The sequence below is a fragment of the Myceligenerans salitolerans genome, assembly GCF_017349295.1.
Lineage (GTDB): Bacteria > Actinomycetota > Actinomycetes > Actinomycetales > Cellulomonadaceae > Myceligenerans > Myceligenerans salitolerans.
In genome coordinates this window covers 33,543-58,060 of record NZ_JAFMPK010000027.1, presented here as the reverse complement: position 1 = coordinate 58,060, position 24,518 = coordinate 33,543, and the positions used below count along the sequence as shown (strand labels likewise).

Here is a 24,518-nt window from a genome sequence, read left to right as displayed (position 1 = left end):
CGGCGGCTGTGGAGAGCTGGTGCTGCTGTACCGGCCCTCCACAGCCAGTCGTGTCGGGCTGGCTGAGAAAGGGATGGTGGGCATGGTTCGGGTGACCTTGCGCTTTGGTGTTGCCGTGTTGTCAAGTGTGATCCTGATGGGATGCAGCTCCTTGTCGGGAGTGGATCGGATCGAGCGCCACGCGGACGACGGATCGCACCCGCTCTCGGTCCGTCCTGGGTCAGGTGGTAATGGAATATACTTGCCTGATGAAACCGGCCCTGATGGATCGTGGGCAGGGATGTTCGGAGAGCACATTCCGTGCCTGAATGATGACGGCGTACCTGTCGAGATCACTGGCGTGACGTGGGACAGCGACCCCGAAACTCGTCCGATCTCGGTCGACGTTTACGTGAGGACATTCGATAGCCGCAAGGATGACTGGCTTGGTAGCGCATTAGGGACGCCGCACGACCTCGTGAACCCTTCCGACGAGGACCTGTTCGATACGGCCGAGATCCGTGAGGGTATCGAGGGCCTCGAAGTCACGAAACCGTGCGGCAGCGAAGACGAAGCTTGGGTAAAAGGGGTCGAAGAAGAAGTGGTCTTCGTTCTCCAGAGCGGGCCATCAGGCGCGAACATCAAGAATATATCGTTTGCCTACTCCACACCGGACGGTAGGCAGTACGAGGTGGTGGATGACTGGGAGTTCTATCTCTGCGGATCCAAGATTCCGAAAGAGAAGCGCTGCGATCAGTGATCTGGACGGCTCTCGCCGTTCCGCTCACTCCGCTCGTCCAGCTCTTCCAGGAGCGTGCGGAGCTCCGAGCGGACGTAGTCGCGGGTCGCGACCTCGCTCAGGAGCATGCGGAGCGAGGCCATCTCACGTGCCAAGTACTCGGTGTCCGCGAGATTGCGCTCGCCGCGCCGGCGGTCCTGCTCCGCGAGGACGCGGTCGCGGTCGTCCTGGCGGTTCTGCGCCAGGAGGATCAGCGGCGCAGCATAGGAGGCCTGCACCGAGAAGAAGAGGTTGAGCAGGATGAACGGGTAGGGATCCCACCTCAGGCCCCACAGCGCGACCACGTTGAGCGTCACCCAGAGGATGACGAAGAGCGTCATCCACATGAGGAACTGGCCCGTCCCCATGAACCGTGCGAACGTCTCCGCGCCCTTGCCCACGAGATCCGGGTCGAGACGGGGCCGGCGGAAACCGGCGGCCTTCGGGCGGTCGAGACGATCAGCCATGAGCTGCCTTCCGCTCGTCGCCCGAACCCGGGCTCGCTCCGCCGTCGGGCGGCTCGACGGCCCCTTCGTCGTGGGACTCGCGCCAGTCGTCCGGCAGGATGTGGTCGAGCACGTCGTCCACGGTCACCACCCCCAGCAGACGACGCTCCGGGTCCAGCACCGGCAGCGCGAGGAAGTCGTAGGCGGCCATCATCCGTGTCACCCGCCCCACCGGCGCGTCCGGTGTCAGCCACGCCTGCGTGTCCGAGTCCAGCACCGACGCGACCGCGGCGTGCGGGGGCTCGCGCAGCAGCCGCTGGAAGTGCGCCACCCCGAGGAACCGGCCCGTCGGGGTCTCCGTCGGCGGCCGTGCCACGAACACCATGGCGGCCAGCGCGGGCGGCAGCTCCTTGCGCCTCAGCTGCGCCAGGGCCATCGCGATCGTGTCGTCCGCGCCCAGGATGACCGGCTCCGTCGTCATGAGACCGCCCGCCGTGTCCTCGCCGTACTCCAGCAGACGCCGGACGTCCGCCGCCTCCTCGGGTTCCATGAGCGCCAGCAGGTCGTCCGCCTGCGCGTCCGGCAGCTCGCCCAGGAGGTCCGCCGCGTCGTCGGGCTCCATCGCCTCGAGCACGTCCGCGGCACGTCCGGCGTCCAGCTCGGTGAGGATCGCCACCTGGTCGTCCTCCGGCATCTCCTCCAGGACGTCGGCGAGGCGCTCGTCGTCGAGCGCCCGGGCCACCTCGATGCGCCGCACGGGCCCGAGCTCGTGGAGCGCGTCGGCGAGGTCGGCGGCACGCATGTTCTCGTACGCCTCCAGCAGACGTGCCGCGCCCTGGTCGACGTCGGTGCGCGCCAGCCCGGTCACGCCGTCGACCGGAACCGTCAGCGTCGATCCTCGGCGACGCAGCGACAACGGCGCCACCCGTTCGGGCCGCCGCCGTACGAACAACTGGTCCACCAGCCAGTCACCCGTGCGCTGCCTCGTGATGGCGACGTCCTCCACCGTCGCCTCGCCCGACCCGTCCGTGAGCCGCACACGGCGGTCGAGCAGTTCCCCCAGCACCAGCGACTCCATCGCCCGCTGCTCGAACCGGCGCATGTTCACCAGACCGGTGCTGATCACCTGGCCCGGGCCGATGCTGGTGACGCGGGTGAGGGGGAGGAACACCCGCCGTCGTCCCGGAACCTCCACGACCAGGCCGACCGCCCGCGGAGGCCGGTTCGAGCGCATGAGCACGACCACGTCACGCACCCGTCCCACCTGGTCCCCGATCGGGTCGAAGACCGCCGTACCGGCCAGGCGCGCCACAAACACCGGGGAAGTGGTGGAGCTCATGGTCGCCAGGCTACGCCGGACCGGCCGCCGGTTTCTCGCGATCCCCAGGGAAGTACGGGAGACTGTGCAGATGAGCATGTCCCGCCCGGGCGCGATCCCCAAGGTTCCCACTCTGCCCGCCGGAGACGAGGTCGCCGCATACCCGACCTACCTCCAGGCGCAGCAGGCCGTCGACTACCTGTCCGACCACAAGTTCCCCGTCGAGAACGTCACCATCGTCGGCACCGACCTGCGCATGGTCGAACGCGTCACGGGACGGCTCACGTACGGCCGGGTGGCGCTCGCCGGTGTTCTGTCCGGTGCCTGGTTCGGCCTCTTCGTCGGCCTGCTGCTCACGCTCTTCGCCGGCGACGGCGGAGGCGGGGTGCTGTTCGTCGGTATCGGGCTCGGTGCCGGGTTCGGGCTGCTCTTCAGCGTGCTGTCGTACGCGTTCACGGGCGGACGGCGCGACTTCACGTCGTCGTCCCAGATCGTGGCGGCGACGTACGCCATCCTCTGCGCGCACGACCACGCGAGCGACGCGCGAGCCATGCTGCTGGATTCCCCGAGCGGCGTGGGGCGGCCGTCGGGGAGCGCGCTCCCGGCGGCCGGGCGCGGGCCCTTCGGCACCACGCACCCGGGGATGTCCGACGGCGGTACCGGCGCGGTCCCGGGTGCCGGCACCGCGCCCACCGGGCAGGGCGCGGCGGGCGAGACGCCACCGGTCCGCAAGCCGGACCCGCGCTTCGTCACCCCGGAGGGCAAGCCTCGGTACGGCGCGATGCGCCCCGAGGAGGACACGCCGAACTCCGGGGCCGACGGCGCGGCGCCCTCCGGGGACGACCAGGAGGCCCGCAAGGACGACTCCTGAGGCGGGCGGCGGGCCGGCGGGTCAGCCGCGCAGGCCCGCCATCCACGCCTCGACGGCCTCCGGCTCGCGCGGCAGCGCCGCCGAGAGGTTCTCGTTGCCGTCGGCGGTGATCAGTACGTCGTCCTCGATGCGCACCCCGATGCCGCGGTACTCCTCGGGGACGGCGAGGTCGTCGGCCTTGAAGTACAGGCCCGGCTCGATGGTGAACACCATGCCGGGGGTCAGTTCGCCGTCCAGGTACATCTCGCGTCGCGCCTGCGCGCAGTCGTGCACGTCCAGGCCCAGATGGTGGCTCGTGCCGTGCACCATCCACCGCCGGTGCTGCTGCCCGTCCTGGCCGAGAGCCTCCGCCGCGGTCACGCCGTCGGGCAGCAGGCCCCACTCCTCGAGCCGCGCCGCGATCACCTCCATCGCCGCGTCGTGCAGGTCTCGGAATCGCGCGCCGGGCCGGGCGACCGCGAACGCCGCGTCCGCGGCGTCCAGCACGGCCCGGTAGATCCGTCGCTGCACGTCGCTGTACTCGCCACCCACCGGCAGCGTGCGCGTCACGTCCGCCGTGTACAGCGAGTCCACCTCGACGCCGCCGTCGAGCAGCACCAGGTCGCCCTCACGCACCTCGCCGTCGTTGCGGATCCAGTGCAGTGTCGTCGCATGGTCGCCGGCGGCCGCGATCGTCTCGTAGCCCACGGCGTTGCCCTCGAGGCGCGCGTTCGCGTCGAACGTCGTCTCGATGACGCGCTCGCCACGCCGGTGGGCCACCGCGCGGGGGAGCGCACGGACCACGGCCTCGAAGCCCTCGATCGTCCGGGCCACGGCCTCGCGCAGGTGCTCGATCTCCAGCTCGTCCTTGAGCAGCCGGATCTCCGAGGCCGCCTCGACGAGTGCGGCGTCGTCCAGGACGTCCGACGCCCGCTCCGCGGCCTCCGCGGACGCCTCCGCCTCGGCACGCTCGGCCAGGTCGAGACCGGCCTCGGCGCGGATCGCGTCGACCAGTGTCTCGATCTCCTCGTCGGCACCCGTCATGACGAGCAGCACGACGCCACCGTCCCCGACGTCCTTGGCCAGCGCGTCCTTCAGCTCGTCGACGTGCCGGGCCTCGATGCCCGTGAGCGTCTCGACGTCGGCCAGGGTCGGCCGGGCCCCCACCCAGAACTCGCCGTAGCGGGCGTCCGCGAAGAACTCCTCGTTGTCGCGCGGCGCGAGAGGCCGCACGTACAGCACGGCGTGATGGTTCGACGGCGTCCCGTCGGCCGCGGGATCACCGGTTCCCTCCTCGACCGGCTCCAGCACGAGCACCGCGTCGGGCTCCTGGTCCGTACCCAGACCCGTGAGGTGGGCGAACGCCGAGTGCGGGCGGAACCGGTAGTCCGTGTCGTTGGACCGGGTGCGCAGCGGGCCGGCAGGGATCACCAGACGGGCTCCGGGCAGCCGGGTGGAGAGGGCGGCCCTGCGGGTGGCCGTGAACGGCACCGCGCGGGAAGCGCTGACACCCAGGTCCGCCCGCGGTGCCCACTGCGACATCACGAAGTTCTTGAAGGCCCGGGACGCAGGACGCTGCGAGCGGTTGGATCCCCGCTCCTCGATGGACTGGTCGGACGAGGTGGTGTTCTCGCTCATGCGACCAGTCTCGCACTCGCACGCACGCACCCGGTAGCCGGCCTCGCCCCCGCCCGTGTGACCGCACCCGGCCGCCGCGTGCCGGACGTCACGCCCGGCGCGGAGCCGTGCCGGGCGCGGAAACTCTAGACTCGGTCCGTGATCGACCTCCACACCCACTCCACGGCGTCGGACGGCACCGACAGCCCGGCGCAGGTGGTGAAGGTCGCTGCCGCCGCCGGGCTCACGGCCGTCGCGCTGACCGACCACGACACGACCGCCGGCTGGGACGAGGCGGCCGCCGCCGCGGCCGGCGAAGGACCAGCTCTCGTCCGCGGTATCGAGATCTCGGCGCACGCGCTCGTGGGCGCCCGTCCCGTGGGTGTCCACGTCCTCGCCTACCTGCACGATCCCGGACACCCCGGGCTGCTGGCCGAACTGCGAAGGACGCGCGAGTCGCGGGCGACCCGGGCGGAGCGGATGGTCGGGCTGCTCGCCGAGGACTATCCGATCACCTGGGAGGACGTTCTGGCGCAGACCGAACCGGGCACGACGATCGGCCGCCCTCACCTCGCCGACGCCCTGGTCGCCGCCGGAGCGGTCGTCGACCGCGACGAGGCGTTCGCCACGATGCTCCACACGGGAAGCCCGTACTACGCACCGCACTACGCGCCCGACGCCGTGGAGGTCGTCCGCCTCGTCCGCGACGCCGGCGGCGTCCCCGTGTTCGCTCACCCCGGAGCGGACCGTCGGGGGCGGATCGTGCCGGACGAGACGATCGCCGACCTCGCGGGCGCCGGCCTCGCCGGGCTCGAGGTCCATCACCGCGACCACGACGCCCGGGCGAGGCACCGGCTGGTCGTGCTCGCGGACGCACTGGGCCTGCTGGTCACCGGTTCGAGCGACTACCACGGGCGCGGGAAGGCGAACCGGATCGGGGAGAACACGACCACACCGCAGGTGCTGGCCGAGATCGAGCGGCAGGGGGCACGCGAGGTGCTCCGGCCGGAGGCGGGGAACCACGCATGAACGAGCTCCTGGCGCTCTTCGCGACCGTCTTCGTGACGCTGTTCGTGATCATGGATCCGCCGGGCACGGTGCCCGTGTTCCTCGGCCTGACCAGCAGCATGGACCACAAACGGCGCAACCGCGCCGCACGGCAGGCGATCCTGGTGTCGTTCCTGGTGGTCGTCATCTTCGCGGTGTTCGGCAAGTACGTGCTGGCCTACATGGGCATCTCCCTGCCGGCCCTGCGCGCGGCGGGCGGTCTGCTGCTGTTGTTCGTGGCGATGGAACTGCTGACGGGCAAGGCCGAGGAGCCGTCGGCGTCAGCCAACACCAACGTCGCGATGGTGCCGCTGGGTACCCCGCTGCTCGCCGGGCCGGGCACCATCGTCGCCACCATGGTGTTCGTCGAGGAGCACGCCGAGCTCGCGTCCTGGGCCGTGATCGGCGCCGGGGTCGTGGCGGTGCACGTCTGCGTGTGGCTGTCGATGCGGTTCGCGAACATCATCCAGCGCGTCCTCCGGGACGACGGCGTGACGCTGGTGACCCGGATCGCGGGTGTGCTGCTGGCCGCGATCGCGGTGCAGATGATCGCGACGGCGGTGACCCAGTTCGTCACCGACCCCGAGATCCTGACAGGGCACTGACCGTCGTCAGTGGTCGACCGTCTCCAGCGTGACGGAGACCGGATCGTGGGCCGTGAGGTGCTCCTTGGTGCGTACCGCCTTCTTCATCGGCAGCACGTAGCCCCCCTCCCGGTCCGACGGAAAGACCGAGGTGCGCCAGGTGGTCGACCCCACGGTGACCTCGACGCGGATGGATCCGAAGCCACGTGGCGGCAGGGGAAGGTCGGCCAGGTCGTCGGAGACGTCGGCCGGTACGGTGACGAACCACCAGGCCTCCGACCGGGCCTCCCACTGCCACAGCGGAGCGCTGAACGATGCACGCACGGGTGGATCGTACGCTCCGGCCTCGCGGAGGCGGCCGGTCGCGGGGCCGGAGCGTACGGGCGGTGCGTCAGTTCTCCGACGGCGGGGTGGCGGGGCGGCCGCCCCGGGTACGGCGCCGGTTCCGGGTACGACGGCGGTTCGAGGTGCCGTCGCGCTCGGGCGTTCCTCCCGTGCCCCGGTCCGGTGTCGGGCTGCCGTCCGACGCCGCACCACCCCGGCTGCGGTTCCCGCTCCGGCTACGGCCGGCCGAGCCGGCGCGCTTGCCGGTCTCCCCGAGATCCTCGAGCCGCTCGCCCTCGAGGCCCTCGAGCACGCGCTTGCTCTGAGGCAGGCGGCCCTTGGTGCCCTCGGGGATGCCGAGCTCGGAGAACAGGTGCGGGGACGTCGAGTAGGTCTCGACCGGCTCCGGGATGCCGAGCTCCAGGGCTTTGTCGATGAGCTTCCAGCGCGGGACGTCGTCCCAGTCCACGAACGTGACGGCCGTGCCCTTGTTGCCCGCCCGGCCCGTGCGGCCGGTGCGGTGCAGGTACGTGCGCTCGTCCTCCGGACACTGGTAGTTCACGACGTGGGTGACGTCGTCGACGTCGATGCCGCGGGCGGCGACGTCGGTGGCGACGAGGACGTCGATCTTCTCGTTGCGGAACGCGCGCAGCGCCTGCTCACGAGCACCCTGACCGAGGTCGCCGTGGATGGCGCCGGCGGCGAACCCGCGCTCGCGCAGGTCGTCGGCGACCTTGGCGGCGGTGCGCTTGGTACGTGCGAACACGATGGTCCGGCCCCGACCCTCGGCCTGGAGGATGCGCGCCAGGACCTCGACCTTGTCCAGCGCGTGCGCGCGGTACACGACCTGCGCGATGTTCTTGACCGTGAAACCCTCGTCCGGGTCCGCGGCACGGATGTGCGTGGGCTGCTTCATGTACCGGCGGGCCATGCTCACCACGGCGCCCGGCATCGTGGCGCTGAACAGCATGGTGTGCCGCTGCGCGGGGGTGCGGGAGAGGATCTTCTCGACGTCGGGCAGGAAGCCGAGGTCGAGCATCTCGTCGGCCTCGTCCAGCACCACGGTGCCGGCCCGCAGCAGGGTCAGGTGTCCCTGGTTCATCAGGTCGATCATGCGGCCCGGCGTGCCGACGACGACGTCGACACCCTTGCGCAGGGCCTCGATCTGCGGCTCGTACGCCCTGCCGCCGTACACCTGCACGATGCGTACGGAACGCTTCGCCGAGGCGGTGGCCAGGTCGTTCGCGACCTGCACCGCGAGCTCGCGGGTCGGGACGACGACCACGGCCTGCGGCTTGCCCGGCGCGACGAGCTGGTCGTAGCCCTCCTCGCCGGGGGCGACGATGCGGTGCAGCAGCGGGACACCGAAGCCCAGGGTCTTGCCGGTCCCGGTCTTCGCCTGGCCGATGATGTCGTGGCCGCTCATCGCGACCGGTAGCGTCATCGCCTGGATCGGGAAGGGGTGCGTGATGCCCGAGTCGCGGAGGGCGTCGACGATCTCCTCGCGGACTCCGAAGTCCGCGAACGTCACGTTCTGGGCCTGGATCGCGGAGGGCGTGCTGTAGTCGGGGGAATCGGAAACGGTCTCGGCCGTACTCGCGGCCTGGCTGTCGGTGGTGGTCACTGGCGCCTTCATCTCTCGTCGGCGCGGCAACTGCCCCCTGCGGGCGATCGGCACGCGCCGTTCGTGCGGCAGCCGATCGTGAAGATTCGTCGCTGGCCCGGCGCCGTCGTGGCGCTCCGGGCTGCGAGTTCCGCGGGGCGGCCGGGCGGCCGGAGCGCGGAGTCGGAAGTCGTGAACAGGACGACCGGGCAACCGATTACGTGGCTCATGGTACGCGGTCGAGGTTTCGGGTGTTCTCCGGGGCCGCCGGGCTCGGCCCCGTGAGGGCTGTGCCTCGCGCCGGGGTTCCCGCGACCTCTGCGGGCCCGGGACCGGCTGTGTGCGTCCGAGGCGTGGCGGGACGCCGAGCCAGGTCTCCGGGTCGTTGCGGCGGCCCCGGGCCGGTCAGAGGGAGCCGAAGCCCACCTTGCGCGGTTCCTCGGTACCGATCTCGACGTAGCCGATGTGCTGAGCGGGAACGACGACGCGGCGGCCGCGGGTGTCGGTGAGTTCCAGGACGCCGTCGGGCAGTGCCTTCCGCACCGCGGCGGCGATCGCGTCGGCCGCCTCCTCGGTCTCGACGACGACCTCGCGCGGCAGGTGCTGCACACCGATGGTGACTTCCACGTTCACTCCTTCACGTGCCCGGACGGGCGGCGGGGCGCCGGAGGATCCCGGCTCGTCGCGATCCTAACCACGGCGAGCTCCGCGGATCGCGCGGTTTCGCCGAGGGCCGATGCGGGAACATCTCGGCGCGAACCCGTGGTACACCCGCGTGACCGGTCCGTGACCTCGTGGCACGATGTTCTTCGTGCAGAAGGCTCCCCGCTCCGGCCGATCCGCCCTGGCACTGCTGCTCGTGCTCGTGGTGGGTGTGGGCGCGGGTGCCGCTGCGACGGCGTACCAGCGCCCCGCGGAGTCGCGGGACGCCGTGCGGGCGATGCTCGACCGTGTGGCGGGGCAGGGCGCCGAGGTCCGCCACGAGGACGGGAGCCTGATCGATGCCGCGCGGCCACCCTCGTCCGGCCTGCGGTCGCCGGAGATGTCGTCGGAGACCGCACGGGAGCCGGAGGGCCCGGCTCCGAGGCGGGCGGCACGCCGGGCCCCCGCTCCGAGCCCCGTGCCGGACCCCGGCTCGGGGCTGCTGGAGGACGCCGAGGTGCCGGGGCGGGCGTCCGGAAAGCTGCGCACCGTGCCGGGGCGGGAGGGCGCGCCCGGGGACGGCGAGGTGCTGCGGGTGCGGGTGGCCGTCGAGCGAGGACTTCCCGTCGACCACGGTGTCTTCGCGGACGCCGTCATGACGACGCTGAACGACCGCCGTGGCTGGTCGTCGGTGGACGGCGTGACGTTCGCGCGGACGGACACCGACGACCACGACTTCCGCGTCGTGCTGGCCAGCCCGCGGACCACCGACGAGCTGTGCCATCCGCTCGACACCGGCGGGACGCTCTCCTGCGGGGTCATCGGGACCGCCGTCCTGAACTTCCGGCGCTGGGTCCACGGCTCCGACGCCTGGGAGAGCGACGCGCGCTACCGCCAGTACCTGGTGAACCACGAGGTGGGCCACGTGCTCGGCCATCCGCACGACGAGTGCGCCGGCCGGGGGAAGCGGGGCACCGTGATGCTTCAGCAGACGCTGTCGACCCAGGGTTGCCGGCCGGAGCCGTGGCCGGCGCCCGGCAGGCGCTGACGGCTCCTGGGCCGCTGCTCCGACGGCCACCCGCGCCGGGCGGTGCGTACACGCCGTGCGGACTGTGGTGGAGGGACGGTGTCAGTGTCTCGTGATGGGATGCTCCGCGTGACGACAGCACTCCCGAGACTCCGGCTCGTGCCGCCCGGGCCGGACCGGCGCGACACCGCTGTGCGCCCTTTGGACGACACCCAGGCGGAGGCGGTGGAGGTTGCTCTGTCCCGGCCGGTCACCCTTGTCGCCGGCGCGCCGGGCACGGGCAAGACGACGGTGGCGGCACAGGTGGCCGTCCAGGCGTTGCGAGCGGGCGCGCCGCCGGAGCGTGTGCTGGTCCTGGCGGCGTCACGGCGCTCGGCCGCCCGGATGCGGGACGACGTCGCGACCCGGGCGGGCCGGACCGTCGGGGCGCCGATGGTGCGTACGGCCGCGTCCGCGGCCTTCTCGATCCTGCGCACCCGTGAGCTGGCCCTCGACGCACCGCCGCCCACCCTGGTGTCCGGGCCGGAGCAGGACCTGATCCTGGCGGAGCTGCTGGCCGGGCACGCCGACGGCAGCGGCGCGGGCCTGGAGCTGCCGCCGGGTCTGCCGGCGGACTCCCTGTCGCTGCGCGGACTTCGCCAGGAACTCCGTGACCTGCTGATGCGTGCCGCCGAACGCGGTCTGGGGCCGGTGGAACTGCACCGTCTGGGCAGGGAGCACGGCCGTCCGGAATGGGTCATGGCGGCCCGGCTGTACGAGGAGTACCTCGACGTCATGACGTTGCGGTCGGGTACCCCCGACACGGGAGCGCGCTACGACCCCGCCGTCGTGGTGGACGAGGCGACGCACGCGCTGCGGTCCTGGGAACAGGACCTTCCCGGGCTGCCACGTCTCACGTGGGACCTGGTGGTCGTGGACGACTACCAGGAGGCGACGGCGGCCACCGCCCGGTTCCTGCACGTGCTGCGCGAGGACGGAGCTCGCCTGGTGCTCCTGGGGGATCCCGACAGTGCCGTCCAGGGCTTCCGGGGCGCCGCGCCGGGCCTGGTGGGCCGTGCGGCCGCGAGTCCGGGCCCCGTGGGGGCGTTCGATGCCGTGACGGTGGTCCTCGGCACGGCGTGGCGGCAGGGGGCCGAGCTGCGTGGGGTGACGCGCGCCGTGACCGGACGGATCCCCGTTCTGGCGAGCGCACTCCACCGTCGCGCGGCGGCTCGCCCCGGAGCCGGGCGCGACGGCGGTGAGCCGGACGGTCGCGGCCCCGCCGGGGACGGCGCGGAGGGCGGCACCTCCGAGGCCGGCGCGGCCGAGGCGGTACGCGTGGCGGTGCTGCCGGGCGCCGCGCAGGAGGCCGCCTGGATCGCACGCGAGCTGCGGGCGGAACACCTCTTGCACGGCACACCCTGGGAGCACATGGCGGTGATCGCGAGGAGCGGGACCCGGCTGGCGGCCCTGCGCAGGGAACTGGCCTCGGCCTCGGTCCCGGTGGCCCTGCTCGGCTCGGACCTGCCGCTTCGGGACGAGCCCGCGGTGGCCCCGCTGCTCGCGGCCGCCCGGGTCGCCGCCGGGGCGCCGCGCGGCAGCCTGGAGGCTCTCATCGCCGCCGAGATCGACGGCGCGGAGACCGGCGCCCTGGACCCGGGGACGGCCGCCCTTCTGCTCACCTCCCCGATCGGCGGACTCGACGCCGTGGCGCTGCGCCGGCTACGGCGAGCGCTGCGGTCGGAGGAACTGGCCGAGGGCGGGGGGCGCACCTCCGACGCGTTGCTCGTGGAGGTGCTCGGGGACCCGGCCCGGGCCGGGCTGCTCCCCGAGCCGGTGCGGCAGGCACCCGTCCGGGTGGCGTCCGTGCTCGCGGCGGGCCGTGCGGCGGCCGCCGAGCCGGGTGCCACGGCCCAGACCGTGCTGTGGGCGGTCTGGGAGGCCACGGGCCTCGCCGAGCGCTGGCGCAGGTACGCGCTGGGTGGTGGTCCGGGCGCCCTGCGTGCCGACCGGGATCTCGACGCGGTGCTCGCGCTGTTCCGCGCGGCGGAGACGTTCGTGGACCGGATGCCGGGGGCGCCGGTGTCGGCATTCGTGGACTACCTGGAGTCGCAGGACCTGCCGGCCGACTCGCTCGCGGCGTCCGGCTCGGGCGCGGGCGCGGTCGAGGCGCTGACCCCGGCGGGCGCGGCGGGCCGCGAGTGGGACGTCGTCGTGGTGGCCGGGGTGCAGGACGGCGTCTGGCCCGACCTGCGCCTTCGTGACTCGCTGCTCGGCTCCCAGGCGCTGGTCGAGCTCTACGCGGGGCGTGCCGACGACGCGCGGGTGCACGGCGCCGAAGCCCGCCGGCAGGTGCTCGCCGACGAACTGCGCGCCTTCGCGGTGGCGGTCTCACGCGCTCGTCGCCGGCTGCTGGTGACCGCCGTCGAGGACGCCGAGGACGCTCCGAGCGTCTTCTGCGACCTGATCTCGCCGCGGGACGACGACGGTGGAGGTCCTGACCCGCGCCGCGCCGTGGTCGGCCCGCCGCTCGATCTGCGCGGCGTCGTGGCCGCCGCACGGGCCGAGCTGGTCAGGGCCGTCACGTCGGCCGATCCGGCGTCCGCCGGAGTCGGCGAGTCCGCGCGGGCCGCCGCCCGGCTGCTGGCGGACCTGGCGGCCGCGGGTGTCGCCGAGGCGGATCCCACGACGTGGTACGGCGTGGCGGGACCGTCGAGCGACGCACCGCTGTGGGGTCCGCGTCAGACCGTGACGGTCTCGCCGTCGAAGGTGGAGACGGTTACCACGTGTGCCCTGCGCTGGGTGTTCGAGGCGGCCGGGGGAACGGCGCCCGACGCCACCCACCAGAGCCTCGGTACGCTGCTGCACTCCATCGCCCAGGACATGCCGCGGGGTTCCCTGCACGAGCTGAAGGCCGAGCTGGACCGGCGGTGGCCGGAACTCGCCCTGCCGGAAGGCTGGCCCTCGCGGCAGCTGCGCGGGCGGGCCGAGCAGATGGTCGAGCGGCTCGCGGCCTACCTGGCAGGCTCCGGCGAGCCGCTGCTGGTGGAGGCGGACTTCGACGTGCGCGTGGGGCGGGCGCGGCTGCGTGGCCAGGTCGACCGGGTCGAGGACGCCGGTGACGGCGCGGTCCGGGTCGCGGACCTGAAGACCGGCAAGTCGGCGCAGTCGAAGGCCGAGGCCGCCGAGAATCCTCAGCTCGGCGCCTACCAGCTCGCGGTGGAGCAGAACGCGTTGGACCTTCCCGAGGGCACGGTCAGCAAGGGCGCGAGCCTGGTCTACGTCGGCACGCCGTCCGCGGGTGCGACCGTCCGGGACCAGCCGGCGCTCGCTCCCGGGCCCGACGGCGAGTCCTGGGCGCGGGACGTCGTGGAGACGGCGGCGGACACGATGGCCTCGGACAGCTTCGCGGCCCAGCGCAACAAGCTCTGTGAGATGTGCTCGGTGCGTCGCTCCTGCCCGTTGCAGCCCGAAGGGCGCAAGGTGGTCGAGTGAGCCAGGACGCCCTGTTCGGTGACGACTTCGTCATCCACGACGACTACCTGACGGCCGGCCCCGACGCGGCCGGTGACCTGCGGCAGCTCCAGGACCGGGCGCTGTCGGAGGCCGGTCGCCCGAGACTCTCCGCGCGCGCCATCGCACGGCTGCTCGGCAGGCCCGAGCCCACCGACGAGCAGGCCGCCGTGATCGAGGCCCCTCTCGAACCCGCGCTCGTGGTCGCCGGCGCCGGCTCCGGAAAGACGGAGACGATGGCGGCACGCGTGGTCTGGCTCATCGCGAACCGCCTGGTCTCACCCGAGGAGGTGCTCGGCCTCACCTTCACCCGCAAGGCAGCCGGGGAGCTCTCCCAGCGTGTCCAGACACGGCTGGCACAGCTCGCCCGGGCCCTCGGCGCGGAGTCCGGCGAGGCGCTGCCCGGCGCGGCGGACCTCGCGATCGACCGGCCCACCATCGCCACATACAACGCGTACGCGGCCGGGCTCGTGGGGGACCACGGGCTGCGGCTGGGCGTCGAACCCGGCGCGCGCCTGCTCGGCGAGGCGGAACAGTGGCAACTCGCGTCGCAGGTCGTGGAGTCGTGGTCGGAGGATCTCGGCACCGACAAGGCGGTCAGCACGGTGACCGCGGCAGTGGTCGCGTTGTCGGGAGCGCTGGGTGAGCACCTGCTCGACCCGGCCGACGCCCGTGCCCGCCTCGACGCCATGGCCGAACACCTGGAGTCGATACCCCTCGGCGAGAAGCAGCGCAAACGCACCAAGGACGTGGAGCAGCTCATCGGTTCGGTGGCCGAACGGGCCCGCCTCGTCGATCTCGTCGTGGAGTACCGCCGCCGCAAGCGGATCACCGAGACCCTCGACTTCGGCGACCAGGTCGCCTTCGCCGCCGAACTGGCACGCTCGGTTCCCGCCGTCGGTGCGGCCGAACGCTCGCGGTTCGCGGTCGTGCTGCTCGACGAGTACCAGGACACCTCGTACGCGCAGGTGGAGCTTCTGGCGGGCCTGTTCGGCGGCGGCCACCCGGTGATCGCGGTCGGCGACCCGCACCAGTCGATCTACGGCTGGCGTGGGGCGTCCGCCTCGGGCCTGGCACGCTTCCCCGAGCGGTTCCGGCGTGACGACGGCGTCGCCGCCCGCGTCCACTACCTGTCCACCTCATGGCGGAACGACGCCGCCGTGCTCGCCGCGGCCAACGTCGTGGCCGGCCCGCTCCGGGCGGCCGGCGGATCGGGTACGACGGCGGGACGTGGTGTGCACGTGCCGCCGCTCGACCTGCGTCCCGGCGCCGGGCACGGTCGCGTGGACGCGCACGTCGCCGCCACCGTCGAGGAGGAGGCCGCCGCCGTCGCCGAATGGGTGGCCGCGCGCTGGCGTCCCGGGACCGCCCCGGGCGGGCGGGTCACGGCCGCCGTCCTGTGCCGGGCACGGTCCCAGTTCACCGCGGTCGAGGTCGCGCTCCGCTCAGCCGGCCTCCCGGTCGAGGTCGTCGGCCTCGGAGGACTTCTCACCACCCCCGAGGTGGTCGACGTGGTGGCGCTCCTGGAAGCCGCGCACGACCCCTCCCGCGGCGACTCGTTGCTGCGCCTCCTCACCGGGCCGCGCGTCCACCTCGGTGCCGCGGACCTGCACGCCCTCGGATCGTGGGCCGCGGACCTCGCCCGCGAGGACGACCCTCGCCGTGCCGGCGAACGTGCCACCGGCGGCGATCCGCCGGAAGGGCCGGACGCCGCCGTGGCGGATCACGGCACCGGCCTGCCCGGTCCCGACGACGTGACGGTGGTCGAGGGTGACGTCGTCGACCACCGTTCCATCATCGATGCGCTCGACGACCTCCCGGAACCGGGCCGGCCCGCACGGGACGGGCGGTTCCTCACCCCGCAGGGGCATGCCCGGCTGACGGCCCTCGCGGAGGTGCTGCGCGGGATGCGCGGTCTGACGTATCTGTCGCTGCCGGAGCTGGTGGTCCAGGCGGAGCGGGCGCTGGGGCTCGACGTGGAGGCCGTCACGGCGGCCGCGCTCACCGGCGCGGGAGCCACGGGAGCGGTGAGTGACCGCGGCCGTGAGCACCTGGATGCCTTCCGCGACGTCGCCGCGTCGTTCGCCCAGTCGGCGGACGTGGCCACGCTCGGTGCCTTCCTTGCCTGGCTGGGCGTGGCGAGCACCCGGGAGAACGGACTCGACATGCCGGTACGGGAGCCGGACCCGGACGCGGTCCAGATCATCACGGCGCACGCCGCCAAGGGCCTCGAATGGGACGTGGTGGCGGTGCCCGGGATGGTCGGTGGCGTCTTCCCGGCCTGGGACCGGGGCTCACGGTCCGGAGAGAAGTCGAGCGGCTGGCTGAGCGGCCTCGGCGAGCTGCCCTACCACCTGCGCGGTGACGCGGAGGATCTGCCGGCGTTCCGGTGGGAGGCGGCGTCGGACACGAAGGACCTCGTGGCACTGCGCGAGGAGTTCAAGGAGGACTGCGGTGCTCACCGGCTGGCGGAGGAGCGGCGGCTCGCCTACGTCGCTCTCACCCGAGCACGCAGGGAGCTGCTGCTGACCGGTTCGTGGTGGGGGACCGCCACGCGTCCACGCGAGGCGTCGGTGTTCCTGGAGGAACTGGCGGACGCCGGGCTCGTGTCCACCGAGGGCTGGGTGGCGCCGCCGGATCCGGACGCCGAGAACCCGCGCGACCTGGTCACCGACACGGCCGTCTGGCCGGCGGCCGACGCCGGTGCCCCGGCGTCGGCGCCGTCGGCACGGGAGGTGCTGCGTGCCACGGCCGCCCTGGTCGGTGGTGAGGAAGCCGCGCGGGCCGACGGGACGACGGCCACCGGGGGACGGCCGACGTCGGCCGGCCTGACGGCTCCCGCCGGGCTGCTCCGCGACGCCGCGGGACACGACCTCGTCGAGCTCGCCGCGATGCTGCTGGCGGAACGCGCCGAGCGTGACGAGGGCCTGGTCGAGTTCCCCGCGCACGTGTCGGCGTCGGGGCTGGTACGGCTCGCGGCCGACCGTGACGACTTCACGCTGCAGCTCCGGCGTCCCGTCCCGACACAGCCGACCGTGCACGCGCGGCGCGGCACCCAGCTGCACGCCTGGGTCGAGCAGTTCTACCGGTCGGCTTCCCTGCTGGATGTCGACGACCTGCCCGGTGCCGAGGGCGAGGACCTGCCCGCGGACGGTGACCTCGCCAAGCTGCGGGAGACCTTCCTGCGTTCGGAGTGGGCGTCACGCACGCCGATAGCGGTGGAGGCGGACGTCGAGACCCCGGTGGCAGGAGTCATGCTGCGCTGCCGGATGGACGCGGTCTTCCCCGATCCCGACGGGGAGCCGGGGAGCGTCGTCGTCGTGGACTGGAAGACGGGCCGCGAACCGCACGACCCCGTCGCACGTGCGGCGCGCGAGGTCCAGCTCGCGGTGTACCGCCTGGCGTGGTCCCGGTGGACCGGGCTGCCCCTGGACAAGGTCAGTGCGGCCTTCTGCTACCTCGGCTCCGACACGACGGTCCGCCCGGAACGGCTGCTCGGCGAGGCGGAACTGGTGGCGCTCATCCGCGGTGACGGGGACGCGCCGACGCCCGCCTGACCGACGAGACGGCCCGCCGGAACCGGCCCGGCCGGCTCGCCCCTCCTCACCGGCTCACCCCTCCTCACGGGTCGCCTCGTCGAGGTCGTGGAGCATCGCCGTGGCGTCCTGGATCACCTCGGGAAGCTTGTGCCGGACGCCGTGCAGCAGCCAGCGCGCCAGCGCGAGTTCACCCACCAGCAGCGCACGGTCCTGCAGCCGCGGGTCGCTCAGCTCGGTGCGGCGCAGCTGGTAGGCCTCCATGATCGAGTCCGCGGCCTCGACGGGTGCCGCCACCAGCAGCCAGGCGAGGTCGTCAGCCGGGTCGGCGACCTTCGCCTCGGACCAGCCGGAGATCGCCACGACCCGGCCGCGATCCACGAGCATCTGATCGGCCGCCAGATCTCCGTGCACCACCACCGGCTGGAACTTCCACAGTGACACGTCCTCCAGCGCCGCCTCCCAGCGGTGCAGCAGGTTCGGTGGGATACGCCCGGTCTTCGCCGCCTCGTCGATCTCCGACATGCGGCGGTCGCGGTAGTCGGCCGCCGCGTAGCTCGGCAGCCCGCACCCTTCCACCACCGAGGCGGGCAGCTCGTGGATCGCGCCGATCGCGCGGCCGAGGTCGGCGGCCAGTCCGGGACCCGGGGCGAGCGTCTCGACGTCGAGCCACTCGCCGACGATCCTCCGGTGCACCACCGCGCGTCCACCCTCGGGCAGCAGCGCGTAGCCGGCGATCTGCGGCACGACGAACGGCAGGACGCCCGTGTCCACGTACAGCTTCAGTGACTCGAGCAGTTCCATCTCGGCCTCGAGCGCGGCACCCGCGACGGTGCTCCGTGGCGCACGGACCACCCATTCCTGGTCGTCCTGGCTGGTCACGATCGCGGTGTCGTAGTCGCCGGGCATGGTGTCGGTCCGGACCGACGCGGCCTCCAGACCGGGGACGGCCGCCGTGGACAGGGCGGCGAGCGCAAGGGGAGTACGTGGCACCCCCTTACGGTATTGCGCCCGGCGCCTCCGGTGTGCCACCCGCGCCGGACGGGGCGTCCCGCGGTGTCGCCCGATACGGTCGGTCCATGCTGGATCTACCCCTCGCGCACGTCGCCCACGATCGTGCCGCGCACCGGCGCAGCAAGCCCGGCCTGGTCGACGACCTGCTCGCCGTGCGGGAGACCCGGGTGCTGCTCGTCAGTTCCGGACGGGTTGCGGCGGCCGGCCACACCCCTGCGCTGCTCCCGGCGCACGAGGCCGTCGTCGGCCAGGGGAGCGAGCACTACTTCCTCGGCGAGGCGGACGACGTGGCGTACCTGGCGCGGCCGGTACCCGGCGTGGCCGACGGCGAGCCGGCGGCACTGCCCGCGGGCCTGGCGTGGATCACCCCACGAGATCTCGCCGACTCCGGCGACCCGCTGGCCACGGGCCTCGCCGTCGAGGCCGTCGCGCTCGCCAACTGGCACGACCGGGCGGCTCGCTGTCCGCGGTGCGGCGAGCCCACCCAGGTCGCCGCCGCCGGCTGGGTCCGCCGGTGCGCGGGCGACGACCTGGAGCACTACCCGCGCACCGACCCTGCCGTCATCATGTCGATCGTGGACGACGACGACCGGTTGCTGCTCGGCCGCGGTCCGTCCTGGCCTCCCGGCAGCATGTCGGTCCTGGCCGGCTTCGTGGAGCCGGGCGAGAGCGCCGAGTACGCGGTGGCCCGGGAGGCGATGGAGGAGGCGGGCGTGGCCGTCGCCCGCATCGAGTACCGGGCGAGCCAGCCGTGGCCGATGCCGGCGTCGCTCATGCTCGGCTTCCGGGCACATGCCGAGACCACCGAGCTGCGTCCCGACGGGGACGAGGTGAGCGAACTGCGCTGGTTCACCCGGGAGGAACTGTCGGCCGCTCGTGCGGACGGCAGCCTTCGTCTCTCCGGCCGCGCCTCCATCGCGCGATCCCTGATCGAGGAATGGTTCGGCGGCCGGATCGGCGACTGACCGGCCGACCGGGTGGCGGCCCGCACCCGCCAGACGGCACGGCCACCGGCTCTCAGTTCGCGAGTGCCGCCTTGACCTCTGCCAACGACGGGTTCGTGGCCGCCGCGCCACTCGGGTAGACCACGGTCGGAACGGTGCGGTTGCCGCCGTTGACCTGCTCGACGAACGCGGCCGTCTCCGGCCGCTCCTCGATGTCGATCACCTCGTAGCCGATGCCCTCGGAGTCGAGCTGCGTCCGCAGCCGCCGGCAGTACCCGCACCATGCGGTCGAGTACATGAGGACGGTCCCCGGGGCGGGGACCGGCGTGGTGGTCTCGGTCATCTCTTCGTCTCCTCCAGCGTGCGCGAGGCGATCTCGCGTCGATCGTCGCGGTCGTGGGTATCCTCCCGGACCCCGCGCCGGCGCACTTCTCATGCCGTGCCCCGTACCGCGTCCCTCGTCGATGTCGGTGTCGCCTGACAGAATCTCCGCCATGGTGACGCACGCGCCTGCACTCTCCAACTCCGCCACCGGCCCGGTCCATCCCGACGCGATCCTCGACGCGCTCGATCCCGAGCAGCGGGACGTGGCCCTGGCCCTCCGAGGTCCGGTGTGCGTGCTCGCCGGAGCCGGTACCGGGAAGACCCGCGCCATCACCCACCGCATCGCCTACGGCGTACGCACCGGCGTCTACAAGCCGAACAGCGTCCTGGCCGTCACCTTCACCGCCCGCGCCGCCGGAGAGATGCGCACCCGGCTTCGCGGCCTGGGGGTGCTCGGCGTGCAGGCACGGACCTTCCACGCCGCCGCCCTGCGTCAGCTGGCCTACTTCTGGCCACGCGTCGTCGGGGGAGCGCCCCCGCGGCTGGTCGAGCACAAGGCGCAGTTCGTCGCCGAGTCCGCGCGCCGCCTGGGGCTCTCGGTCGACCGGGTCGCCGTCCGCGACCTGTCCTCCGAGGTCGAGTGGTCCAAGGTCAGCCTCGTCACCGCCGACGACTACGAGCGCGTCGCCGCCGCTCGCGGCCGCGACGCACCGTCCGGCTACGACCACCAGACGATCGCCCGCCTCATCACCATGTACGAGGAGGTGAAGACCGAGCGCGACGCCATCGACTTCGAGGACGTCCTGCTCATGCTCTCCGACATGCTGAACAGTCATCGGGCGATCGCCGATGAGGTGCGCGGCCAGTACCGGCACTTCGTCGTCGACGAGTACCAGGACGTCTCGCCCCTGCAGCAGTTCCTGCTCGACCAGTGGCTCGGCGGCCGCGAGGAGCTGTGTGTCGTCGGCGACCCGTCCCAGACGATCTATTCCTTCACCGGCGCCACCCCCCGGTACCTCCTCGACTTCCGGCGCCGCTTCCGGAACGCCGCAGAGGTCCGGCTCGTCCGCGACTACCGCTCGACGCCGCAGGTCGTCGGGCTCGCCAACGACCTCCTGCGCCGTGCCGGGCACGGGGCCGCGCAGGCGCTCGAACTCGTCGCGCAGCGCGAGCCCGGACCTCCCGTCACGTTCACCGCCCACGACGACGACGAGGCGGAGGCCGCGGCCATCGCCACCCGGGCCGCCCGCCTCATCGATTCCGGCGTCCCCGCGAGCGAGATCGCCGTCCTGTACCGCACCAACGCCCAGTCGGAAGCTTTCGAGGCCGCCTTCGCCGACGCCGGCGTCGGGTACCTCGTGCGCGGGGGCGAACGCTTCTTCCAGCGCAAGGAGGTGCGCGACGCCATCGTCCTGCTCCGCGGCGCCGCACGTTCCGCCGACCCCGGGCAGCCGATGCCCGCGCAGGTGCGGGACGTCCTCGCCGCCGCCGGATGGGCGGCCGAGCCACCCGCCGCCCGAGGCGCGGCCCGGGAACGCTGGGACTCGATGCAGGCGCTCGTGGCGCTCGCGGACGATCTGGCCGCGGCGGCGAGCGCGGAGGCGCCCGCCACCATCGGCACGCTCGTGGACGAGCTCACCGAACGGGCGAAGGCGCAGCACGCGCCGACGGTCGAGGGTGTGACGCTGGCGTCGCTGCACGCTGCGAAGGGGCTCGAGTGGGACGCGGTGTTCCTCGCCGGCATGAGCGAGGGGCTCATGCCGATCTCGCTGGCGGAGACGGACGAGGCCGTGCACGAGGAACGCCGTCTGCTCTACGTGGGGATCACACGTGCGCGGGAGCGGCTGGAGGTGTCGTTCGCGCGCAGTCGCAACCCCGGGGGGCGGGCCACGAGGAAGCGCACACGCTTCCTGGACGGCATCTGGCCGGAGGAGTCGCGCGGACCGCGCCGGACACGTGGCGGCCAGGGGAAGGCGCGGACGCTGCTGACCCGTGCGGACGACGTCGCCCTGTTCGACGCGCTGCGTGAGTGGCGCGTGGAGGTGGCCCAGGAGGTGGACAAGCCCGCCTACACGATCCTCACCGACGCGAGCCTCGCCGAGATCGCCGAGGCGCGCCCCGGGTCGGTGGCCGAGCTCGCGCGCGTCAACGGGGTCGGGCCGGGGAAGATCGACCGCTACGGACCGACGATCCTGGCGATCGTGCGCAGCGCACCGGGCGGGTGACCAGCCCTGGGCCCTCAGCCGGACAGCGCTTTCACCGGCGGTTGACGAATCCCGGGAAACTGTCAGCAAAAAAAGTTGGAAAAAGAGTTGGAGTCCGCGAGGCGGGCGTCATAGTGTGCATGTTGTCCTTGAAAGAGCGGGCGGAGCCGAGAAGGCCGAGCCCCGAGTGCGCGAGGAGGTGGGAAGCCTGATGGAGATCATGAAGCAGGTCCAGACGTGGACGGATTCGCTGTGTGGCACGGGTGTGCCGTCGTACGCGAACCGGCCCGTCTCTGCGCGCGCGGATATCTCTGTCCACACGCCGCGTCTGCGCGGCGAAGGCGGAGGCTTCCCGAACGCCACCCTCGCCCCCGACTCCGTTCCAGGAGTGCATCCGGTCTAGATCGACCGGCGCATTCAGGCCGCGGAGTCCACCCGGGACCCGCGGCCTGAGGTTTTTCCAGGCAGATTCCGGCCTCATCCGGCCGGCTGGAGGAACGCCAGACCTGGGTCCTGCATCACCCGACGTTCACCGATGACGTTCACGTAACAGGATCACAGGAGACAACCGTGCGCCTCACTGCGCTCCTTGACACCCTCCCCCAGGGCGGATCCGGCCCCTGGAACCCTTCGACCGGCATCCCCGCCAGTGCTGCCACGAGCGGCTCTGATGCCCGCGAGTTCAACCGGATCATGGACTCGCTGCTCCCGTGCCGTACCAACGACCCCGAGCTCTGGTTCGCCGAGCACTCCGCCGAGGTGGAGCGCGCCAAGACGCTCTGCCGCGAGTGCCCGCTGATCGACGGCTGCCTGGCAGGCGCCCTCGAGCGGCGCGAGCCGTGGGGCGTCTGGGGCGGTGAGGTCTTCGTCGACGGCACCGTCGTGGCGCGCAAGCGCGGCCGCGGCCGGCCCCGGAAGTCGGAGACCGCGGCCGCCGGGACTCCGGCGGCCGCGTGATCCGCACGGGTCAGGGGGCGATGGCGAGACACCCGCACCGTGGGTGCGGATCGAGCTTCCGGACGCGAGGCAGGCAGTCCGGCAGCGCGATCTCCAGGCAGGTGCCGACGGCCGTCGGCCGGTGCCCGTCCAGCTGGGCGAGCACCTGGCCGGCGGCCGTCGCCGCTGCCAAGGCCGTGAGCGAGGACTCCTGCAGCTGCTCCGGCCCCTGCCGCAACTGGGCCGCGACCAGGGGCCAGTCCCGGTCCTGATCGGCGCGCTCCGCGTCCAGGCAGGCGACGCAGGCGCTGCGGCCCGGCCGCACGAGCGGCCCGACGGCGACGTCCGCCTCGCGTGCGACGACGGACAGGTGCGGCACGGCGGCGCTCATCAGGCGGGTGAAACGGGCAGGCAGCGCCGCGCGGGACTCCACCACGACGGCGACGTCGGGCTCGGCGTCACCGTTCACCTGGATGTCCGGCGGCGGCGACCGCCGGTTCAGCAGCCGCGCGAGAGCGACGTCCCGGGGGTCACCCACGTCCTGCTCGCCGTAGGCGCCGAGCCCCACGTCGGTCGTCTGCACGGGTTGCGGGTCGTGCAGGACGAGGCGGCCGACGCCCGCCGCGGCGACCAGGAGAGCGATCGCCGCGCCGATGCGGCCGAGCCCGGCCAGTGCGACCGTGGCGGCACCCCGGCCGGCGAGGGTCGCGAGGCCTGCCCCGTCCGTCCGCAGCGTGCCGAGGACCCGGGCGTCGGCCGCCGCTTCGCCCGGCGCGAGGGAGGTCCGCCGGGCCGGCGCGGGCGGCACGAGCATTCCCGCTCGGGCGAGCACGTCGAGAATGAGTTCCCGCCGGGCCGGGGCGACGCCGCGACGGGTCGCGGACTGCTCGGGCGTCACGTGCCGGCGATCCGACAGGTCGCGCAGCCACGAGGTCTCGGCCGGGGAGAGCCCGTCGAGCACCAGCGCCCAGCGCGGGTCGGCACCGCACTGCACCGCGCCGTCCGAACGCATGACCACCGGTGTACCCGGGCGCAGGCGCAGAGCGGCACGCGGGGACGGGAGCGACGCGGGCCGGCCGGTGCGGGACGTGCTCATGGGCGTACTCCTGGGGCGGTGCGCGGGGACGGGACTTCACCGTGCCAGGACGTGCGGCACTCCGCCGCCTGTCCACAGGACCCACGGGTTCCCGGACCTCGGACCGCAATCTGACTTTCCCGTTGCAGGGCGTGTTCTTGACCCGTCAACGCCGATAACCGCTACCGTCTTGGTGTGGCCCACGACGATCCGACGTCCGTGGAGGTGCGCCGGAGCCGCCGTCGTACCGCCACGGTGAGCGCGTATCGCGACGGTGACCGAACCATCGTCGCGATTCCGGCGCGCTTCTCGCGGGCTCAGGAACGGGAGTGGGTGGCCAAGATGCTCGCCCGGCTCGAGGACAAGGAACGCCGCCGCAAGCCGTCCGACGACGAACTCCTGTCGCGGGCGGAGTTCCTCTCCGCGAAGTACCTCGAGGGGCGCGCCACGCCGTCGAGCGTCCGCTGGGCGTCGAACCAGGGACGGCGATGGGGTTCCTGCACGCTGCTGGACGGATCGATAAGGATCTCGACCCGCGTGCAGGGCATGCCCGGCTGGGTGCTCGACTACGTGCTCCTGCACGAGCTGGCCCACCTGTTGCATGCGGGCCACGGCCCCAACTTCTGGAAGATCCTCGAGGCGTACCCGAAGACCGAGCGGGCCCGCGGCTTCCTGGAGGGGGCGTCGTTCGCGCAGGACGACGTGGCGTCCCCCACCTCCGACGAGGAGGACTGACGGCCGTGAGGCCGTGACGCCGCGCGGGGGTGCGTGGCAGGTG

General features: G+C 72.9%; 21 protein-coding genes. 12 read left to right on the top strand and 9 right to left on the bottom strand.

What is annotated here, in order from left to right; translation table 11 throughout:
- Nucleotides 1-19: 19 nt before the first annotated feature.
- On the top strand, nt 20-739 hold the full coding sequence (locus tag J0911_RS05675; RefSeq protein ID WP_207274496.1) for a hypothetical protein: 720 nt from the start codon (nt 20-22) through the stop codon (nt 737-739).
- Here the strand turns inward: J0911_RS05675 and J0911_RS05670 are convergent.
- Together J0911_RS05670 and J0911_RS05665 are read right to left on the bottom strand one after the other, a co-directional pair.
- Nucleotides 733-1,224 carry a DUF1003 domain-containing protein gene (locus tag J0911_RS05670; protein WP_207274495.1) on the bottom strand — a complete coding sequence of 164 codons (492 nt, stop codon included), beginning with the start codon at nt 1,222-1,224 and terminating at the stop codon, nt 733-735. The genes J0911_RS05675 and J0911_RS05670 overlap by 7 nt on opposite strands.
- On the bottom strand, nt 1,217-2,542 hold the full coding sequence (locus J0911_RS05665) for a magnesium transporter MgtE N-terminal domain-containing protein (RefSeq protein WP_207274494.1): 1,326 nt from the start codon (nt 2,540-2,542) through the stop codon (nt 1,217-1,219). The genes J0911_RS05670 and J0911_RS05665 overlap by 8 nt, the downstream gene beginning before the upstream one ends.
- Nucleotides 2,543-2,612: 70 nt before the next feature.
- On the opposite strand from J0911_RS05665, the gene J0911_RS05660 reads away from it, so the two are divergent.
- Nucleotides 2,613-3,392 carry a YflT domain-containing protein gene (locus tag J0911_RS05660; protein WP_207274493.1) on the top strand — a complete coding sequence of 260 codons (780 nt, stop codon included), beginning with the start codon at nt 2,613-2,615 and terminating at the stop codon, nt 3,390-3,392.
- A 21-nt stretch (nt 3,393-3,413) separates the two neighbouring features.
- Here J0911_RS05660 and J0911_RS05655 read toward each other — a convergent pair whose 3' ends face one another.
- Nucleotides 3,414-5,009, bottom strand: coding sequence for an aminopeptidase P family protein (locus J0911_RS05655; protein WP_207274492.1), 1,596 nt, complete (start codon nt 5,007-5,009; stop codon nt 3,414-3,416).
- A 138-nt stretch (nt 5,010-5,147) separates the two neighbouring features.
- On the opposite strand from J0911_RS05655, the gene J0911_RS05650 reads away from it, so the two are divergent.
- Both J0911_RS05650 and J0911_RS05645 read left to right on the top strand, forming a co-directional pair.
- Nucleotides 5,148-6,017, top strand: coding sequence for a PHP domain-containing protein (locus tag J0911_RS05650; RefSeq protein ID WP_207274491.1), 870 nt, complete (start codon nt 5,148-5,150; stop codon nt 6,015-6,017).
- Nucleotides 6,014-6,640 carry a MarC family protein gene (locus J0911_RS05645; RefSeq protein ID WP_207274490.1) on the top strand — a complete coding sequence of 209 codons (627 nt, stop codon included), beginning with the start codon at nt 6,014-6,016 and terminating at the stop codon, nt 6,638-6,640. Before J0911_RS05650 ends, J0911_RS05645 begins: the two co-directional genes overlap by 4 nt.
- A 6-nt stretch (nt 6,641-6,646) precedes the next feature.
- On the opposite strand, the gene J0911_RS05640 is transcribed toward J0911_RS05645, so the two are convergent.
- The 3 genes from J0911_RS05640 to J0911_RS05630 all read right to left on the bottom strand — a co-directional run bounded on the left by J0911_RS05640 (nt 6,647) and on the right by J0911_RS05630 (nt 9,173).
- A complete protein-coding gene (locus J0911_RS05640; protein WP_207274489.1) occupies nt 6,647-6,943 on the bottom strand; it encodes a DUF1905 domain-containing protein in 297 nt (98 codons plus the stop codon).
- A gap of 67 nt (nt 6,944-7,010) precedes the next feature.
- Nucleotides 7,011-8,579 carry a DEAD/DEAH box helicase gene (locus J0911_RS05635; RefSeq protein ID WP_207274488.1) on the bottom strand — a complete coding sequence of 523 codons (1,569 nt, stop codon included), beginning with the start codon at nt 8,577-8,579 and terminating at the stop codon, nt 7,011-7,013.
- Nucleotides 8,580-8,951: 372 nt separating this feature from the next.
- Nucleotides 8,952-9,173, bottom strand: coding sequence for a DUF3107 domain-containing protein (locus tag J0911_RS05630; RefSeq protein ID WP_207274487.1), 222 nt, complete (start codon nt 9,171-9,173; stop codon nt 8,952-8,954).
- Between the two features lie 184 nt (nt 9,174-9,357).
- Between J0911_RS05630 and J0911_RS05625 the strand changes: the two genes are divergently transcribed.
- The 3 genes from J0911_RS05625 to J0911_RS05615 all read left to right on the top strand — a co-directional run bounded on the left by J0911_RS05625 (nt 9,358) and on the right by J0911_RS05615 (nt 17,264).
- Nucleotides 9,358-10,236 (top strand): DUF3152 domain-containing protein, encoded by an 879-nt coding sequence (locus tag J0911_RS05625; RefSeq protein ID WP_207274486.1) that lies wholly within the window; start codon nt 9,358-9,360, stop codon nt 10,234-10,236.
- Nucleotides 10,237-10,335: 99 nt separating this feature from the next.
- Nucleotides 10,336-13,689 (top strand): ATP-dependent helicase, encoded by a 3,354-nt coding sequence (locus tag J0911_RS05620; protein ID WP_207274485.1) that lies wholly within the window; start codon nt 10,336-10,338, stop codon nt 13,687-13,689.
- Complete coding sequence (locus J0911_RS05615) at nt 13,686-17,264, top strand: ATP-dependent helicase (RefSeq protein ID WP_372434841.1); 3,579 nt, start codon at nt 13,686-13,688, stop codon at nt 17,262-17,264. The genes J0911_RS05620 and J0911_RS05615 overlap by 4 nt, the downstream gene beginning before the upstream one ends.
- Before the next feature lie 54 nt (nt 17,265-17,318).
- Here the strand turns inward: J0911_RS05615 and J0911_RS05610 are convergent, their stop codons facing one another.
- Complete coding sequence (locus J0911_RS05610; RefSeq protein ID WP_207274484.1) at nt 17,319-18,236, bottom strand: phosphotransferase; 918 nt, start codon at nt 18,234-18,236, stop codon at nt 17,319-17,321.
- Between the two features lie 86 nt (nt 18,237-18,322).
- On the opposite strand from J0911_RS05610, the gene nudC reads away from it, so the two are divergent.
- On the top strand, nt 18,323-19,222 hold the full coding sequence (gene nudC, locus J0911_RS05605; RefSeq protein WP_207274483.1) for an NAD(+) diphosphatase: 900 nt from the start codon (nt 18,323-18,325) through the stop codon (nt 19,220-19,222).
- Nucleotides 19,223-19,274: 52 nt separating this feature from the next.
- On the opposite strand, the gene J0911_RS05600 is transcribed toward nudC, so the two are convergent.
- Nucleotides 19,275-19,544 carry a mycoredoxin gene (locus tag J0911_RS05600; RefSeq protein WP_207274482.1) on the bottom strand — a complete coding sequence of 90 codons (270 nt, stop codon included), beginning with the start codon at nt 19,542-19,544 and terminating at the stop codon, nt 19,275-19,277.
- Between the two features lie 151 nt (nt 19,545-19,695).
- On the opposite strand from J0911_RS05600, the gene J0911_RS05595 reads away from it, so the two are divergent.
- The 3 genes from J0911_RS05595 (at nt 19,696) to J0911_RS05585 (ending at nt 22,686) form a co-directional block, all read left to right on the top strand.
- On the top strand, nt 19,696-21,750 hold the full coding sequence (locus J0911_RS05595; RefSeq protein ID WP_207274481.1) for an ATP-dependent helicase: 2,055 nt from the start codon (nt 19,696-19,698) through the stop codon (nt 21,748-21,750).
- A 190-nt stretch (nt 21,751-21,940) separates the two neighbouring features.
- On the top strand, nt 21,941-22,132 hold the full coding sequence (locus J0911_RS05590; RefSeq protein ID WP_207274480.1) for a hypothetical protein: 192 nt from the start codon (nt 21,941-21,943) through the stop codon (nt 22,130-22,132).
- A gap of 167 nt (nt 22,133-22,299) precedes the next feature.
- Nucleotides 22,300-22,686, top strand: coding sequence for a WhiB family transcriptional regulator (locus J0911_RS05585; RefSeq protein WP_307864928.1), 387 nt, complete (start codon nt 22,300-22,302; stop codon nt 22,684-22,686).
- Between the two features lie 10 nt (nt 22,687-22,696).
- Here the strand turns inward: J0911_RS05585 and J0911_RS05580 are convergent, their stop codons facing one another.
- A complete protein-coding gene (locus J0911_RS05580) occupies nt 22,697-23,761 on the bottom strand; it encodes a ThiF family adenylyltransferase (RefSeq protein ID WP_207274479.1) in 1,065 nt (354 codons plus the stop codon).
- A 174-nt stretch (nt 23,762-23,935) separates the two neighbouring features.
- On the opposite strand from J0911_RS05580, the gene J0911_RS05575 reads away from it, so the two are divergent.
- Nucleotides 23,936-24,475 carry a YgjP-like metallopeptidase domain-containing protein gene (locus J0911_RS05575; RefSeq protein ID WP_207274478.1) on the top strand — a complete coding sequence of 180 codons (540 nt, stop codon included), beginning with the start codon at nt 23,936-23,938 and terminating at the stop codon, nt 24,473-24,475.
- Nucleotides 24,476-24,518 lie beyond the last annotated feature (43 nt).